Genomic DNA, 16,292 nt, shown 5'->3' on the forward strand with positions numbered 1-16,292 from the left:
AAATATCATGGCGGAATTCAGATTAGCAACATCAGCGGAACGTAATAATGTTGAAGGCGTTGAGAATGTTGAACGTACCGTTTTCTTTATTTCAGATGGCACGGCAATTACCGCAGAAGTATTGGGCCATGCTGTCTTATCACAATTTCCCATCAAAATAACTGCTTATACTCTTCCTTTTGTCGCCAGTGAAACCCGCGCAAAAGAAATAAAGCAACAAATAAACCAGATATATCAAGATACGCGTATAAGACCTTTAGTTTTCTATTCCATTATCTCTTCTGGAGTGAAAAATATTATTACCAGCAGCGAAGGATTTTGTCAGGATATTGTACAGACACTGGTTGCCCCATTACAGCAAGAAACCGGATTGGAACCCAAACCCGAACTTAATCGTACCCACGGTCTGACTGAAAAGAATCTCAGTCAGTACGATGCACGCATAGCGGCTATTGATTATGCCCTGGCCCATGATGATGGTATCTCTTTACGTAATCTGGACCAGGCACAGGTTATCCTATTGGGCGTATCTCGCTGTGGAAAAACACCCACCAGCCTCTATTTAGCCATGCAATTTGGTATTCAGGCTGCAAATTATCCTTTTACGGCGGATGATATGGACAATTTACAATTACCTGCGACATTAAAACAATTTCAGCATAAGTTATTCGGTTTAACTATAAGCCCTGAACGGCTGGCGGCGATTAGGGAAGAACGTCGAGAAAATAGCCGTTACGCATCATTAAGGCAATGTAGAATAGAAATTTCGGAAGTTGAAGCTTTATTCCGCAAAAATAAGATTAATTATCTTAACACCACCAATTATTCTGTTGAAGAAATCTCGACCAAAATAATCGACATGATGAAGCTAAACCGCCGAATGTTTTAAAAATATATCAATAGGAATAACGGAAAAAAATTCATCATATGATTAATTATATCATTTGTTTAACTTAGTCGTTTTCGTTTATTGTAATTTCAATTACCTATAGATATGCCTGCTAATGTGAAACGAACTTTGAGAAAATATATGTACACAACAGATGGTTTAAGGACTCACCGTGTCGATAGTTTGGTAACACCTCAAGCTCTTGCAATTCAATTTCCCGTCTCCGAAAAGATCGCTAACAATGTTACAGCGTCACGAAAACGCATTGCTGATATTCTCTGCGGGAATGACCCACGGCTTATGGTAATCATCGGTCCTTGTTCTATTCATGATATTGATGCTGCTTTAGATTATGCACAGCGACTGAACAGATTGCGTGAAAAATACCAGCACAGACTGGAGATTATTATGCGCACCTATTTTGAGAAACCGCGCACAGTAGTAGGCTGGAAAGGTTTAATTTCAGATCCCTATCTCGACGGCTCTTGCCAGGTAAATCGGGGAATTACTTTGGCCCGGAAATTACTGGTCGACGTCAATGAGTTGGGTTTACCCACGGCAACCGAATTTCTGGATATGGCGACCGGCCAATATATTGCCGATCTGATCAGTTGGGGCGCTATCGGAGCCAGAACAACAGAAAGCCAGATTCACCGTGAAATGGCATCCGCCCTCTCCTGTCCTGTTGGTTTTAAAAATGGAACGGACGGCAACATCCGTATCGCTATAGATGCAATCCGCGCAGCCAGTGTCCATCACACACTTCTCTCGCCTGATAAGCACGGTCAGATGACCATCTATCAAACCGAAGGCAACCCCTACGGTCATATTATTATGCGTGGAGGCAAACAGCCTAATTACAGTGCCCAAGATATCGCTATAGCTTGCGCCCAACTACGCGAATTTAATTTACCAGAACATTTAGTTGTCGATTTCAGTCATGGCAATTGTCAGAAAGTACATAAACGCCAACTGACTATAGCAAAAGAGGTGGGCCAACAGATTCAAGAGGGTTCTACCGCTATTGTCGGTGTGATGGCTGAAAGTTTTCTGGTTGAAGGCACCCAGAAAATCATTCAAGGACAACCGCTAAATTACGGTCAATCGATCACAGATCCTTGTCTAAACTGGCAAGATACAGAACAACTTATTGACATTCTCGCCGAAGCAGTAAGTTACCGTTTCTGAATCCTTATTCTGAGTTAGCCTTTATTCATTCATAAAAGGCTAACTGACAACAAATTAGGTAAATTTTATTAATGTGATGATCATGACCACCAAAAATATTGCTTGAAGTCGCCCCTTCATATAACGATAATAATTCTCACTATGATAATAGTTAGTATTCGCAAAGTGGTTTTATGACTAAAATATGTCACCAACATTCTTGCATTGCGCTTGAAAAACATTACAACATCTATCCTACTGAAATTGTAGAAATTGGCTACATTGACAGTAAACAACTATTAGGTGAGCTAGGAATTACCAGAATTCGTCACCAAGGAGAATTCTACCAATTACGCCAAACTAAAGCCGGCAAGCTGATACTAACTAAATAAAATAATAACTCAGCCAGCCACCCGGATCGCGTATCGGGGCAGCCAGCTATATCCATAACTCATAAAATATTATTATGGAGATTCGTCTGATGTCTCAATCTGCAAGATCAACACTTAAACTATCAGCATTAAGTTTAGCGATTATTAGTACTATTTCTGCTCATGCAGCAACAGAATCGTCCGATTCCAGCAGTGATAAATCATCATCCCGTGATGTGATAACTGTTTATGCCACAGGTAATGAAAGGGATAGTTTCGAAGCTCCCATGATGGTCACTGTGATAAACAGTAAGTCACCACAAAGTCAGACAGCAGGTAATGCTAATGATCTCATCAGAAAAATACCCGGCATTAACATAGCCGGAACAAACCGCGCTAATGGGCAAGATGTTAGTCTGCGCGGTTATGGTCCAAAAGGTGTTTTGACATTGATTGACGGTATTCGCCAAGGTACCGATACCGGTCATATCAATGGTACGTTCCTGGACCCGGCATTAATTAAACAAGTCGAAGTTGTACGCGGCCCTTCCGCCCTACTTTACGGCAGTGGCGCCTTAGGTGGTGTGATCGCTTATCAAACCGTTGATGCAGCAGACCTTTTGCAAGCAGGTCAAGATCACGGATTCCGCGTTTTTGCCCGCGGTGCAACTGGTGATCATAGTATGGGCTTCGGTGGTGCGACTTTCGCAAAATCGGAATCTCTGGATGGCGTATTTGCCTTCAGTACCCGTGATTCAGGTAACATCCGTCACAGTAATGGCGTGGTTGGCGATAATGATGAATTTATCAGTAACCTGATGGCAAAAGGCAATTGGAAAATTGATGACAACCAATCCTTGAGCAGCCAATTACGTTACTACCGTAATGAGGCGAATCAACCTAAAAATCCACAAACACTCACCGGAAAAAATAAAGCTCCTAGCACTTGGACTGACCGCACGACAACTCAACGTGATGCCCAACTTAGCTACCAATTAAATCCAGCGGAATATGATTGGTTAAATGCTAAAACTGACCTCTATTATTCTGATATCACTATTGATGCCCGTACTAAAGGAAAAGGGTTCGAAGGCCGTGAACAGAAAACCTATGGCGTAAAATTGGAAAACCGCTCCCGCCTGTGGACAGATAGCCCGCTGGCGCATCAATTTACCTACGGTGGTGAAACTTACAAACAGAAACAGACCCCAAACGGCAATACAGATAGCTTCCCCGATGCTGATATCCGTTTTTATTCAGGCTGGTTGCAAGATGAGATGACGCTGCGCGACCTACCGGTCTCTATTATCGCCGGCACTCGCTATGACAACTATAAGGGAACGAATTCTAAAGATGAGGCTGTCAGCGCAGATAAATGGTCTTCCAAAGGTGCCATCAGTATCACGCCAACTGACTGGTCGATGCTGTTTACCTCTTACGCTCAAGCCTTCCGTGCCCCGACAATGGGAGAAATGTATAACGATTCTATGCACTATCCCGGAAATTTCTGGATTCCCAATCCAAATCTCCGCCCAGAAACTAATGGAACGTGGGAGTCTGGTTTTGGTTTACGTTTCGATAATCTACTGGCAGATAATGACGAACTGAAATTCAAAGCGAGTTATTTTGATACTAAAGCTAAAGATTATATTAAGTCAGATGTAGTCAATCGAGGAAGGAATACAACATCTATCAATATATCTAGAGCCAAGATCTGGGGATGGGATGCTTCCATAAACTATGAATCCAATCTGTTCTCCTGGGAACTGGCTTACAACCGCACAGAAGGTAAAGATGAACAAAGCGGTGATTCTCTAGATAACCTTAGCCCAGATACTATCACCAGCATCTTGGATATCCCTATTGCACAAACCGGTTTCTCTATCGGCTGGGTAGGTCAATTCACCAAGCATACTAATTTCAAAGGTAAAGATGCCAGAGGTAGAGATCCTAAACAACAAGCTGGCTACGGTGTTAATGATTTCTATGTCAGCTATCAAGGTGAAGGAATACTAAAAGGTGTGACTACCACGGCAGTTTTGGGCAATGCTTTTGATAAAGAATACTACTCGCCACAAGGAACACCTCAGGATGGCCGCAATGCCAAACTGCTAGTCAGTTACCAGTGGTAATTAAATAAATATATTTCAAGGAGTTAAACTGTGAATTCGTCACTTTATGAACGTTACTTGCAAGCCAAAACTGATAATAAGGCCAAATATGCCCGTGATTTAGCTGCCTATCTGAATGTCAGTGAAGGTGAATTATTGCATAGCCGCGTTGGCATCGATGCCAAACGCCTTAACGTTGACGCCCCAACTTTACTGGAAGAGTTAGCTATTGTTGGTGAAACTAAAGCGATCACCCGCAACGATTTTGCTGTTCATGAACAGATTGGCCGTTATGAAAATACACGTTTCAACAGCCATGCAGGGCTAGTCCTGAATCCTCGTGAACTCGACTTGCGGATATTCTTTGAACTTTGGAGTAGTATATTTTATCTGGTTGAACCCGCAAAAAATGGTATGCGCCATAGCATTCAATTTTTTGATCATCAGGGTGATGCATTGCATAAAGTTTATGCAACAAACAATACTAATATGGCAGCCTGGGAAGCGCTGATTGAAAAATACCAGACAGAAGACAACCCTGAATTGGTCATCAAACCTATAGAAGAAACCACCTATTCAACCGTAACAAATGAACTGAAAGCCCAGCTTGATGAAGAGTGGCGAGCAATGACTAACGTTCATCAATTCTTTACGTTACTTAAACGTCATAATCTGAACCGCCAGCAAGTTTTCAATGCGGTACAGGATGATCTGGCTTACAAGGTGGAAAATTCTGCGCTGAATGAGCTCATCAACACCGCTTATAACGATCAGAATGAAATCATGATTTTCGTTAGCAACCACGGCTGCGTACAAATTTTCACCGGAAAGCTGGAACGACTGGTGCCACATCAGGAAGAAAACTCAGATCAAAAATGGATTAATATCTTTAACCGCAATTTCACACTACATTTAATAGAGAGTGCTATCGCTGAGAGCTGGGTAACTCGTAAGCCAACAGAGGATGGTTTTGTCACTAGCCTTGAGCTATTTGATGCTAATGGCAACCAAATTGCTCAACTGTTTGGTCAGCGTACAGAAGGCACTCCTGAACAAACTCAGTGGCGTGAGCAAATAGCTGCTCTGCCAAAACTGCAATCAAACAGGAAGAGTGTATAGCATGAAACAATGGCTTCTGACATTTGCCCTTGCGGTATTATCGTCCAGTGCTTTTTCCACTGAACGGATCGTCACTATCGGTGGCGATGTATCTGAAATTGTTTTTGCACTTGGTGAAGGTGAAAAAGTTGTCGCCAGAGACAGCACCAGCCAGAAACCAACCGAATTGCTTACTTTACCCGATGTCGGCTATATGAGAATGCTCAACCCTGAAGGTATTCTCTCTATGAATCCGACACTGGTTCTAACCAGTGAGTTGGCAAAACCTTCACTGGCACTTAAGCAACTCCAAGATTCTGGCGTAGAAGTTATTCAGATAACCGGAAAAGCAGCGTTAGAAGCCATTCCTGAAAAAATTAAGACCGTCGCTAAGGCGGTCAATCAGGCTGAACGCGGTGAACAACTGATTCAGCAATATCAAAAATCGCTGGCAGAAATACCGACAACGACATTGCCCACCCGTATTCTGTTTGTCATGAGTCACGGGGGTATCATGCCAATGGCCGCCGGGCAAAAAACCGCCGCGGACAAAATGATTCGCGCTGTTGGCGCCACTAATGCCATGCAAGGTTTCAATAATTATCGTCCACTTTCCCAGGAGGGTGTTATTGCCAGCGCACCAGATCTGCTATTGGTAACGGAAGATGGGATTAAATCAATGGGCGGTTTGGATAAAATCTGGCAATTGCCCGGCTTGAAACATACCCCTGCCGGCCAGAAACAACAGGTTTTAATTGTAGATGATATGGGGCTACTCGGTTTTGGCCTCGAAACCCCCTCAGTAATGAAACAACTCAGACAGGCGGCGGAGAAGACTCAATGAGCCGTATGAAGTCTCCGGGATTGGGTTTAGCGTTTCTTTGTTTGATATTATCCGGCTTGGCTATCGGTTCTGCCAATATTGGCGCATTATCATTATCTTTCAAGACATTATGGGAATCTTCCATTAGTGATCCCCAGTGGCAAATCTGGCTTAATATCAGATTGCCAAGGGTGCTATTAGCCATACTGGTTGGCTGTGCTTTAGCGGCTTCCGGCGCTGTAATGCAAGGATTATTTCGCAATCCACTGGCTGATCCTGGTCTGCTAGGTATCAGCAGTGGAGCCGCACTGATGGTTGCAATGGCAATTGTTCTGCCCGTTAGCCTGCCATCTGCAATTGCTATGTACGGACATATTATCGCTGCTTTTATTGGCAGCCTGCTAATTTCATTACTGATTTTTTCACTCAATAAATATAACTACGGAAATCTGGCCCGCTTATTACTCGCCGGGATTGCTATCAATGCCCTTTGTATGTCTGCTATTGGCGTCCTGAGCTATATCAGTGACGATCAACAGCTACGCCAATTCTCCTTATGGATGATGGGTTCACTCAGCCAAATAGAGTGGCCGACGTTGGCAATTACCGCTTCTTTAATTATTCCCGCCACTATCCTAACTTTCAGCCAGGCCCGCAAACTGAATTTACTGCAATTAGGAGATGAAGAGGCCCACTATCTTGGTATAAATGTCCAGCGCACTAAATTCCAGTTATTACTACTCAGCGCCCTGCTTATTGGCAGTGCTGTTGCATTAAGTGGCGTTATTGGATTTGTTGGGCTAGTTGTCCCACATTTGATCAGAATGCGATTTGGCGGTGATCATAATTGGCTGCTTCCTGGTGCTGCGTTAGGCGGAGCTTCTCTTTTGCTTACCGCGGATACACTGGCAAGAACATTGGTCTCCCCGGCAGAAATGCCCGTTGGCCTTATCACTGGTTTAATCGGCGGTCCATATTTTCTATGGTTGATACTCAAACAACCGGGGAACCGTGCATAATGGATGCCATAAAAAACAATATTTCTCTGCAAGCACAGAATTTAAGCTACTCAATTGGCAACCAGAAAATAATTGATAATGTTTCGCTCTCGGTAAATAAAGGCGAAATTGTCGCCATCATTGGGCCAAATGGCGCTGGGAAATCCACATTATTGCGACTATTAACGGGATATATAAAACCTGAACATGGGCAATGTTATTTACATGGAATACCCATTGAGCAATGGCCGGCGGAACAATTAGCCCGTACTCGCGCCGTCATGCGTCAACATAACTCACTCTCCTTCCCTTTCAGTGTGGAAGAAGTGGTCGCTATGGGACGTTCTCCTCATGGCACACATCATAAACAGACAGCGATCGATACCGTCATTGAGCAAACGGACTGCCAGGAGTTACGTCACCGCGACTACCGGCAACTCTCCGGTGGTGAACAGCAAAGAGTACAACTCGCTCGCGTCCTGGCTCAACTTTGGTATCCAACACCAATAGAATGCTGTTTATTTCTTGACGAACCGACATCAGCCCTGGATCTCTACCACCAGCAACATACTTTGCGCCTGCTTTACCGACTAACGCGGGAACAACCTATGGCTATGTGCTGTGTTCTACATGACCTGAATCTTGCTGCTCTCTATGCAGATAAAATCTTTCTGTTACATAAAGGGAAGCTTGTCGCTGCGGGTACACCAGAAGAGGTACTAAATGATCATACTCTGAGAAAATGGTACCAAGCAGATCTTGGTATTACCCTCCATCCTGAAACTCAGCAACCTCAGATTTATTTGAGGCAATAACAGCAAATCTGACAGGCAAATTATTTCAATCTCTTGCCTGTCTTACTTTTCACTTACGAAATTTTATTGCATCGGGCAGATACCAAAAAGTTGCAATCAAACACAAGCAATAACCCAGAAATTCACACCCTTCCTCAACCATGTTTTTTGCTGTTCGATCAAAATTTTCGAGCATCAAACCTTTCCATAATTCTCCCATACCAAACAAACGGGAAAAAAACGAGTACACACAAAATACCCGCAACCATCATGCCGTAACTTTGATGGCGGGTAAAATGAACAAGACCAACCAACGTATCCCTGCCTTTATAAGCAGCGTAAAAAATACAAATTAGCGCTAACGGAATAGCAATCCACGCCCAGGCGCCATGAAATATTTCATCGAAAATAGCATCCAGCTCTCTTATCAATAAACAAGCAAAAAAACCTGATATCAAGACTAATGCGGGACGTAATTGACAATTCTTCTTTGCTTCTAATAGAAATACAGCAGAAATAACAAACAGTATACTTTCCTGAGAAATTTCAGTTACTGAGTTCTCCTTTACCGCATTCTGCAAATAGATAACATCAACAAAGAGTAAGCCTATAACTATAGTTAAAATCAGAGCATAAAGAACAAAAAATGCCAACTTTTTCGTTAAAAAAATCAAGTCCGATTGCATTACAACCTCCATTAAATTAAATGACGAACGATGATACTGTTTTAAATAAATTAGTGAAGATCATTTGATGCTAATTATTATTAAAACAAAGGAAATTTGCACAAATGATAATAATTATCAATTATAAATAGCACTTTTTGCCTATAGATATCCCGGATTTATTTTAAAATACACACATTAGTAACCATCGTTATTATCCTTATGAAAATAACTAACGAAATCTAATGTTTTAGCAACTAGCCCACCATTAGTGGGAGGTGAAAATGTCAGAAAATGTAGTAAATGATATTGTCAGATGGCTCGAAACTCAGCTCGAACGTAACGAAGGTATAAAAATAGCGACCATTGCTGACAAAAGCGGTTATTCAAAGTGGCATCTACAAAGAGTGTTTAAAGAAGTGAAAGGCTATACCCTAGGTGAATATGTTCGCAAACGGCGTTTACATGAAGCAGCAAGATCTCTACGTGAAGAAAACTTACCAATCCTTGATATCGCCTTACAGTATGGGTTCAGCTCTCAGGCAACATTCACTCGGATCTTTAAAAAACACTTTAATACCACGCCTGCCAGATTCAGAGAAAATGGCAATCTACCTGAATTAATGTACTTCTTAGATCATAAGCAATAACCGAGTCCATAATAACCTTATTGATAGTATTCCCTAATGGTCAATATTTTATTGACCATTTAATTTCTATGCTATCTGAATTCATTAACGTCCTAATTGTTCAAAGAACCAAATAAGGACTTTTCAGATAACTATTGGTTAACTCCACGTTATTTCCTAGAAACGGAGAACAAATTTCCATAAGTCTTACAGGAAAATCACTACATATACCAGCATAAATGAATTCAAAAAATAACTCTATTAAATGATAATAAAATTCATTCGGATTTATTAATACACTGCGAATAAACTAAATTAGTATAATTTAAAAATGAAAATATTTTCATATAAATCATAATATGAAATATTTTTATCTAACCAGCAAGCGGATAGAAAACATAAAAAAATACAATCAAAAATATAAAAACACTATATTGCCTATTTTTAGACAATGTATATCCTTATTTATTAAATAGTATTAATTCAAATACCTTTCAATAACATTTAATAACCTAACAAAACAAAACTGAAAAAATATATATCAGGGATTTATAAGTACCTTTTTCCTCAAATTCAGTATCTGTTCAGCCATTAAGAAGTAAAAACCCTGAAGGTTAAACATCAGGGTTTTTATTCGAAATTAATTCCAATTAACTATTTATCCCAATGGGAATTATTTTGCTGACAGTTTGAATACGGCCAAATTTTAAAATGGCAAATAAAATAATTTAATGGGATAGACTTTTAATACCTTAACGTAAATAATAGCGAATAATATTTTCCACAGGAATTCTCACTTCTATCATTCCTAATTTTTACCGTCCTTTATTATCCACCAGTTCCGCCGCCTGTTCCACCACCAGTTCCACCACCAGTTCCGCCACCAGTTCCGCCACCAGTTCCGCCGCCAGTTCCACCGCCAGTTCCGCCACCAGTTCCGCCACCAGTTCCGCCGCCAGTTCCGCCGCCAGTTCCGCCGCCAGTTCCGCCGCCAGTTCCGCCGCCAGACCCTTTATCCTCCTTAATTAATACACCGTTGATATATCCATGTTTATTATATTCATATCCGGTAGTTCTAATAGTGACTTTCTTTGAATTAAGATGTGCAAGAATCAAAGCTATTAAACTACCACTCCCTTGATAACCACCATCAGAATTATCCAAAAGAAAATCCCGTGAAGCGCCTTTGTCATCAACAATTATTACATGAACATTGTTTCTGGCTATCTCTGGAGCAATTTGAATGGAAGACACAGTTACATCAGAAATCGTTACATTAGGTGCAACTATATTATTAGAATTGTTTTGATCAATCATAATATATTATTCCTTATAAGGTTAAACTCACACCAAGTTATAAACATAGAAATTCATATTAAACTAAAAAACTTAACTGATTTACTGAACATCCATTATTCAACCATCATAATCCATAAACTTATAAAAAATGAACACACTTTTCAACTTTAAAAATAGTGCAGAACCAATAGTGCGTCAATAAAACACCAAAGAAAATCAAAACTAAAAAAAATAAGCATTCAACATTAATTTATAATAACAAATTAGATTGCCGTATGTTTTTCTATTTTTAGCCTAGTGCTACATGGTTCATATATTGTGTTATTTACATTAAACATACAGTAAAGAAAAAATCCTCCTAATAATAGTGATCCGTAATTATAAGATCAAAATAAAATTCAAGATAGAAAATATAACTGATAGATAATCTAAGATTCACATAGTTATAGCAATAGAGCGAGATATTTCGCATCGAAATCAGATCAGCTATTAAAAATCACAATAGCCGGTTGAATAACAGCCACCACATCAGGAAAAATGTCAAAAAATAAAATGAGCCAGATATCTCTAATGGATAATCCGACTCACTATTCACCACTTGATGGTAAATTCAACTGACCATGTGTAAGTCGCAATATTAGTAGAAGTGATGGTTGAATTATAAATAGCACCTCCACTCGGCGTTGCTCCTTTATTCTATTTTAGAATTTTAACGCCATTAGCATATATCTTGAAAAAAGTGGTCATAAATTTACAGGTCTTAAACCGTATCTTATAATAATAGCGCTTCTGGCAAGGCACTACCGTTTAAATATATCGTCTATCTTTACTATAGGCATGATAACCCTCATTGTTATTAATATATTATTTATTCTTTTATCATAAAAATAACGCTAACCATTGATTAAACTTTTAATTAATGAATCAAACTCCGATGGATTATTATCTAACAGCCACTGCATAGCTGACTCATGATCAACGAATGGTTTATCCTGAGATAATTTAAAACGACCTTCAATGTATTTCGGTACAACTTTCAGCCCCAGAATTCCAGGTAAATTCTTAACTACGCGAGGATCTTCCTTATTTGGTCGGAAAGAATCTTTGCTAGTAGCCAAACGCTCACTCGTTTCTAGCAAAATATTTAAATTCATTGAAGATTCTACAATAATATCAATACTGGCATCCATATGTACTGCGGTATAATTCCACGTAGGCAACTGCCTATTCTTATAAGCTTCAGGAGGGATATAACTGGATGGTCCCATGAATACAATATGAGCTTCAAATGAAACGAGATCATTAACCATAGGATTACGACGATCTGTATGCCCGAATAACATCTTATCAACACCTTGGAATAAAGGAATATGGCTGGTAATAAAACCATTATTCATGTAACGCGTTATTAGTGCCAGAGGATATGCATCAATAAATCGCCATAATAATTCTACATTTTTGCAAATGAATTCATGATAATGGAACGGGAAAGTTTTCATAATATTAATTATCCTCTAAATTTTCTTCATTAATTTCAACGTCTATTTAAATAATATTTCCACCCTTAATACTATATATTTTACTCTCAATAGACAATTCAATCATTTCTAGCACAAAATGTTAGGCACATTCCTTATACTCATCTGGTTCGGGATAGATATTGATTTAACGAATCGACAATTGTTTTAGAACGCAACGCAAGTAAGCTGAATGAACCAGCATCACCCATACCATGAGTCGATTCACACAATCCATTTAAATAAATAGGGGTAAAATCTCCCTTCGTCAAATATTGCACCCTGTAATCTCTTCCTATAGACAATATATCTCCCTGATTGGTCAGTAATTTCTTAATAGGTAATAATAATTTAGGACAAAGTTCCTGGCGTTCTCCAGTGCCTAAATCAAGGAATCCAGTAGCAAGTACAACTAAATCAAAACACTCTTCAAATTCATTGCTATTAATAAAGTTTCGACTTTTTAGCAGTATACCATTTGAAATACTCCGGCAATCAACTATTTCATTGCAAGTTAATATCTGCATTGAATTTTGATGTGACAGTTTATTTTCATACTGTTTAATATACAGTTGATTCAAAACATCAATATCTGCCGACGAATAATTCGTATGTACCAATTCTCGACGAAGGCGAGCCTTATTCTCCGGCGTAGCTTCATAGAATGTATCGACAAATTCAGGGAAATAAACCTCATCAGAGAAAGGACTCGTATCTTTCTGCCGAAATCCAAAATTCCGGGTGACGCCAACGAGTCTTTTGATATCATTTTGGGTACTTGCATGTAATAGAATTTCTACTGCGCTTTGACTGCCGCCAATAACCGCAACGCTTAAAGAATTACTGTATTTCCTAGCCTGATCTAATGAAGGCAAATAATGGTTAAGATGAACAACACGCGCATCTTTCAATTGATTAAAAGGTTCAGGTATGAAAGGAGTACGGCCGGGAGCAAGGACAATACTTCTCGCTCTATAGATATCTCCTTTAACGGTATTGACACAATAATGATCTATATATTCATTTTGGCTATCCAGAACAGGAAAAATCTCTGTCGCCTCACAATCGTAATCAACCTGATCATTGAAAAAATTCGCCGCCCAACTTATATATTGCGCATATTCTAAACGCAAAGGATAATGTAAAGGTAAATTAAGGTGCTGATATAATCGGTCAGTTTCATAAAGGAAATTGGTGAACGAATAATGACTTTTGGGATTTCTTGGCGTAACCAAATCACGCAACGGATGATTTTGAATATCAGATCCTGGCAACATCATTCCTGGCTGCCAACATGCGCTTTGTTGACGTTCAATAAACCGGATTGAAAAATGCGGGGCTAATTCCTCTAAAGCGATAGACAAAGCAATATTAGCAGGCCCAAATCCAATACCCAAGATATCATAAATTGATGAAGAGTTTTTCATAATCTCTCCTTAAATTATTTTGCTTCACGATGGCTGATAATTATAGTTTGAGCAAGCAATAGAAAATGCTGTTCTTAAACGCTCTACAATATTATTTACGTCTTGAGGAGTAATGATCAAAGGAGGCAACATCCTCAAAACAGCACTTTGCCGTCCTCCACTCTCGATAATTAAGCCTGCATCAAAACAACACTTTTTTACCATTTGAGCTAATTTTCCATTAGCTAGAGGATGCCCAAGCGCATCAGGAGGAGAATTTAAATCAATTAATTCTAAACCCAACATAAGCCCCCGACCACGCACATCACCAATAGCAGGATAATCATCTTGTAATTCAAGCAATCTGTTTTTCAGGAGATTACCTGTATAGTTAATCTGATCGAGAAGATTTTCTCGCTGGATGAAATCTAAGGTAGCAGCGCCACTGACTAAAGCAATCTGATTACCCCGAAATGTACCGGCATGTGCACCCGGCAACCACTGATCATATATGTCTCGATAGAGAAGCACAGCAAGCGGATATCCTCCCCCTATCGCTTTAGAAAGAATAATCGCATCAGGCGTAATATCAGCAAATTCATAAGCAAACATATCACCCGTACGCCCAATTCCTGTCTGTACTTCATCAATAACCAGAGGAACATCATGTCGCGCGGTTATTTCCCGGATCTGATGTAACCAATTAGCACTCGCCGGAATACAGCCACCTTCCCCCTGAATAACTTCAACCAACACCATTGCGGGTTTGGTTATACCACTTTCTGGATCACTAAGGAGATTTTCCAGGCTTACAAGACTCAAGCGCTCCGTTTCGCTGACACTGGTATTTGCACCAAAGGGGCTACGAAAAGTATATGGATAAGGTAGAAACTGAATTTCAGCAGAAAGCCCTGTCACAGATCTCTTTGGCGTCAAATTACCCATCAAAGAAAGTGCGCCATGAGTCATACCGTGGTAAGCCCCCTGAAATACAATAATAGAACGCCTCCCGGTAGCTGTTTTAAATAATTTTAACGCTGCTTCTATCGCATCAGTCCCCGTTGGACCACAAAATTGTATTTTTGCTTGATGTGCAAAGCTTTGAGGCAATATTTGATAAAGCTGTTCAACAAAATTAATTTTCGCAGGGGTTGCTATATCTAAAGCCTGCTGTAATTGACCAGACTCCAAAAACTCAATAACTTTTTGCTTTACAAAAGGATGATTATGTCCAAGTGGTAAAGCGCCGGCACAAGTTAAACAGTCAATATATTCTTTATTTTCATTGTCATATACATAAGACAATTTCCCTTTACTTAATACCTTGTCTATATTTCGCGAATAAGTACGCGCATTAGATTCGCGATCGACAAGTCGATATAATCTAAAATCATTATTCATTCTAATACCTTTTTTAAATAGGAAATTAAAAATCAGATTCTCTTGTTTCTGAGAGAATGACTTCACGTGCTTTAAGCCCCAATATTTTTAACCATCGACGGTATTCCAACCCCATTCGATCACTACTGAGATGCATTTCTTGCCGTGGATCAAGCGGCAATCTTACTGGTCGTTGAGATTCAACAATAATTCTGTCTTGTTCAAATACAGTATCTTGTCTGGAAAGTATCTGCTCCAATGTGAGATCATGACCAAAATTAATTGCAACAATCAGCCATATAATACATTCATCTTCATCAACTGGAGTCGCATTGAAGAAAGTACAAAAACGCTCAATATCCCCGGTCTTTTTCTCAAAATAAGCCGTAGTAGGATTGAGTACTGAGTAGCAATAACGTGCAGTAACCGGTATTCCCCGATGGTCGCCATAAGGTTGAAATACGCTAATTTCAGAAGAATGAAGCCCACGATCATCTTGATTAACAGTATATTTCTTTATCTCCTCTGGAGCATCAGGCAAGCCGTTAAGATTGGCATGAACAAAAGGAAAATGCGAGGCATCTATAAAGTTTTCCAATGACCTTAACGCATTAGCTTTATAATAATAAGGGCCTGCAACCACTTTCCTGAAATTGGGCTTATCCCATTCAGGGAAGAAAGGAATAGGACGCAATGGTTCTAACAGGCTTACCCATATAAAACCATATTTTTCTTCTGCATAGTGACGGAAAATCAATCTTTTTGACGAAGGTGGGATATTATTCGGATGAGCGGGTGTAAAAGTACAATTCCCTTTAGCGTCATATCGCCATCCATGATATGGACACTCAATATTCCCATTTTTAATACAACCTAATGATAGTTTAGCGCCCCGATGTCCACAATAATCTTTCCATGCATGTATTTTATTCTCACTATCTCGCCAAAGCACCAATTCTTCACCTAATAAACGAATCGCTTTTGGTCGATTATTTTTGACCTCCTTAGAATCTGCAACAACATGCCATTGATTATTTAAAGCACAATAATCAAGCTCCTCTCTATTCCATTTTCCTGAATACAACATCGTAACCTCCACCATTAATATATACCCGTTATCTTTCAAGCTGCCTCTTTGTTGGCTG

At 39.8% G+C, this 16,292-nt stretch carries 15 protein-coding genes; 9 read left to right on the forward strand and 6 right to left on the reverse strand.

Going from position 1 to position 16,292, the window contains the following annotated elements; genetic code table 11:
* Window positions 1–7 precede the first annotated feature (7 nt).
* The 8 genes from ppsR (at window position 8) to B0X70_RS13265 (ending at window position 8,272) form a co-directional block, all read left to right on the forward strand.
* Window positions 8–889, forward strand: coding sequence for a posphoenolpyruvate synthetase regulatory kinase/phosphorylase PpsR (gene ppsR, locus B0X70_RS13230; RefSeq protein WP_110090616.1), 882 nt, complete (start codon window positions 8–10; stop codon window positions 887–889).
* 141 nt (window positions 890–1,030) lie between these two features.
* Window positions 1,031–2,077, forward strand: coding sequence for a 3-deoxy-7-phosphoheptulonate synthase (locus B0X70_RS13235; RefSeq protein ID WP_217469544.1), 1,047 nt, complete (start codon window positions 1,031–1,033; stop codon window positions 2,075–2,077).
* Window positions 2,078–2,250: 173 nt separating this feature from the next.
* On the forward strand, window positions 2,251–2,448 hold the full coding sequence (hemP, locus tag B0X70_RS13240) for a hemin uptake protein HemP (RefSeq protein WP_082300897.1): 198 nt from the start codon (window positions 2,251–2,253) through the stop codon (window positions 2,446–2,448).
* 89 nt (window positions 2,449–2,537) lie between these two features.
* The gene (locus tag B0X70_RS13245; RefSeq protein WP_217469545.1) at window positions 2,538–4,559 is read left to right on the forward strand and encodes a TonB-dependent receptor, heme/hemoglobin family; all 2,022 of its coding nucleotides are present in this window, start codon (window positions 2,538–2,540) and stop codon (window positions 4,557–4,559) included.
* Window positions 4,560–4,589: 30 nt separating this feature from the next.
* Window positions 4,590–5,657 carry a hemin-degrading factor gene (locus B0X70_RS13250; RefSeq protein ID WP_217469546.1) on the forward strand — a complete coding sequence of 356 codons (1,068 nt, stop codon included), beginning with the start codon at window positions 4,590–4,592 and terminating at the stop codon, window positions 5,655–5,657.
* 1 nt (window position 5,658) lies between these two features.
* Window positions 5,659–6,480 (forward strand): heme/hemin ABC transporter substrate-binding protein, encoded by an 822-nt coding sequence (locus B0X70_RS13255; RefSeq protein WP_040149855.1) that lies wholly within the window; start codon window positions 5,659–5,661, stop codon window positions 6,478–6,480.
* On the forward strand, window positions 6,477–7,478 hold the full coding sequence (locus B0X70_RS13260) for a FecCD family ABC transporter permease (protein WP_036775903.1): 1,002 nt from the start codon (window positions 6,477–6,479) through the stop codon (window positions 7,476–7,478). Before B0X70_RS13255 ends, B0X70_RS13260 begins: the two co-directional genes overlap by 4 nt.
* Entirely contained in the window at window positions 7,478–8,272 is a 795-nt protein-coding gene (locus tag B0X70_RS13265) for a heme ABC transporter ATP-binding protein (RefSeq protein ID WP_217469547.1), read from the forward strand. The genes B0X70_RS13260 and B0X70_RS13265 overlap by 1 nt, the downstream gene beginning before the upstream one ends.
* Window positions 8,273–8,430: 158 nt before the next feature.
* Here the strand turns inward: B0X70_RS13265 and B0X70_RS13270 are convergent, their stop codons facing one another.
* Window positions 8,431–8,937 (reverse strand): hypothetical protein, encoded by a 507-nt coding sequence (locus B0X70_RS13270; RefSeq protein ID WP_336246290.1) that lies wholly within the window; start codon window positions 8,935–8,937, stop codon window positions 8,431–8,433.
* A 263-nt stretch (window positions 8,938–9,200) separates the two neighbouring features.
* Between B0X70_RS13270 and B0X70_RS13275 the strand changes: the two genes are divergently transcribed.
* Window positions 9,201–9,566, forward strand: a complete 366-nt coding sequence (locus tag B0X70_RS13275) for a helix-turn-helix domain-containing protein (RefSeq protein WP_036775906.1) — start codon at window positions 9,201–9,203, stop codon at window positions 9,564–9,566.
* 807 nt (window positions 9,567–10,373) lie between these two features.
* On the opposite strand, the gene B0X70_RS13280 is transcribed toward B0X70_RS13275, so the two are convergent.
* From B0X70_RS13280 to B0X70_RS13300, 5 genes are all read right to left on the reverse strand, one after another.
* Entirely contained in the window at window positions 10,374–10,862 is a 489-nt protein-coding gene (locus tag B0X70_RS13280) for a hypothetical protein (protein WP_217469548.1), read from the reverse strand.
* An 875-nt stretch (window positions 10,863–11,737) separates the two neighbouring features.
* Complete coding sequence (locus B0X70_RS13285) at window positions 11,738–12,343, reverse strand: FMN-binding negative transcriptional regulator (protein ID WP_217469549.1); 606 nt, start codon at window positions 12,341–12,343, stop codon at window positions 11,738–11,740.
* A 140-nt stretch (window positions 12,344–12,483) separates the two neighbouring features.
* Complete coding sequence (locus B0X70_RS13290) at window positions 12,484–13,788, reverse strand: SidA/IucD/PvdA family monooxygenase (protein ID WP_217469550.1); 1,305 nt, start codon at window positions 13,786–13,788, stop codon at window positions 12,484–12,486.
* A 24-nt stretch (window positions 13,789–13,812) separates the two neighbouring features.
* A complete protein-coding gene (locus B0X70_RS13295) occupies window positions 13,813–15,168 on the reverse strand; it encodes a diaminobutyrate--2-oxoglutarate transaminase family protein (RefSeq protein WP_217469551.1) in 1,356 nt (451 codons plus the stop codon).
* Window positions 15,169–15,193: 25 nt separating this feature from the next.
* Window positions 15,194–16,234, reverse strand: a complete 1,041-nt coding sequence (locus B0X70_RS13300) for an aromatic ring-hydroxylating dioxygenase subunit alpha (protein ID WP_217469552.1) — start codon at window positions 16,232–16,234, stop codon at window positions 15,194–15,196.
* Between the last annotated feature and the right edge of the window lie 58 nt (window positions 16,235–16,292).

The organism is Photorhabdus akhurstii, from assembly GCF_019090985.1.
GTDB lineage: Bacteria > Pseudomonadota > Gammaproteobacteria > Enterobacterales > Enterobacteriaceae > Photorhabdus > Photorhabdus akhurstii.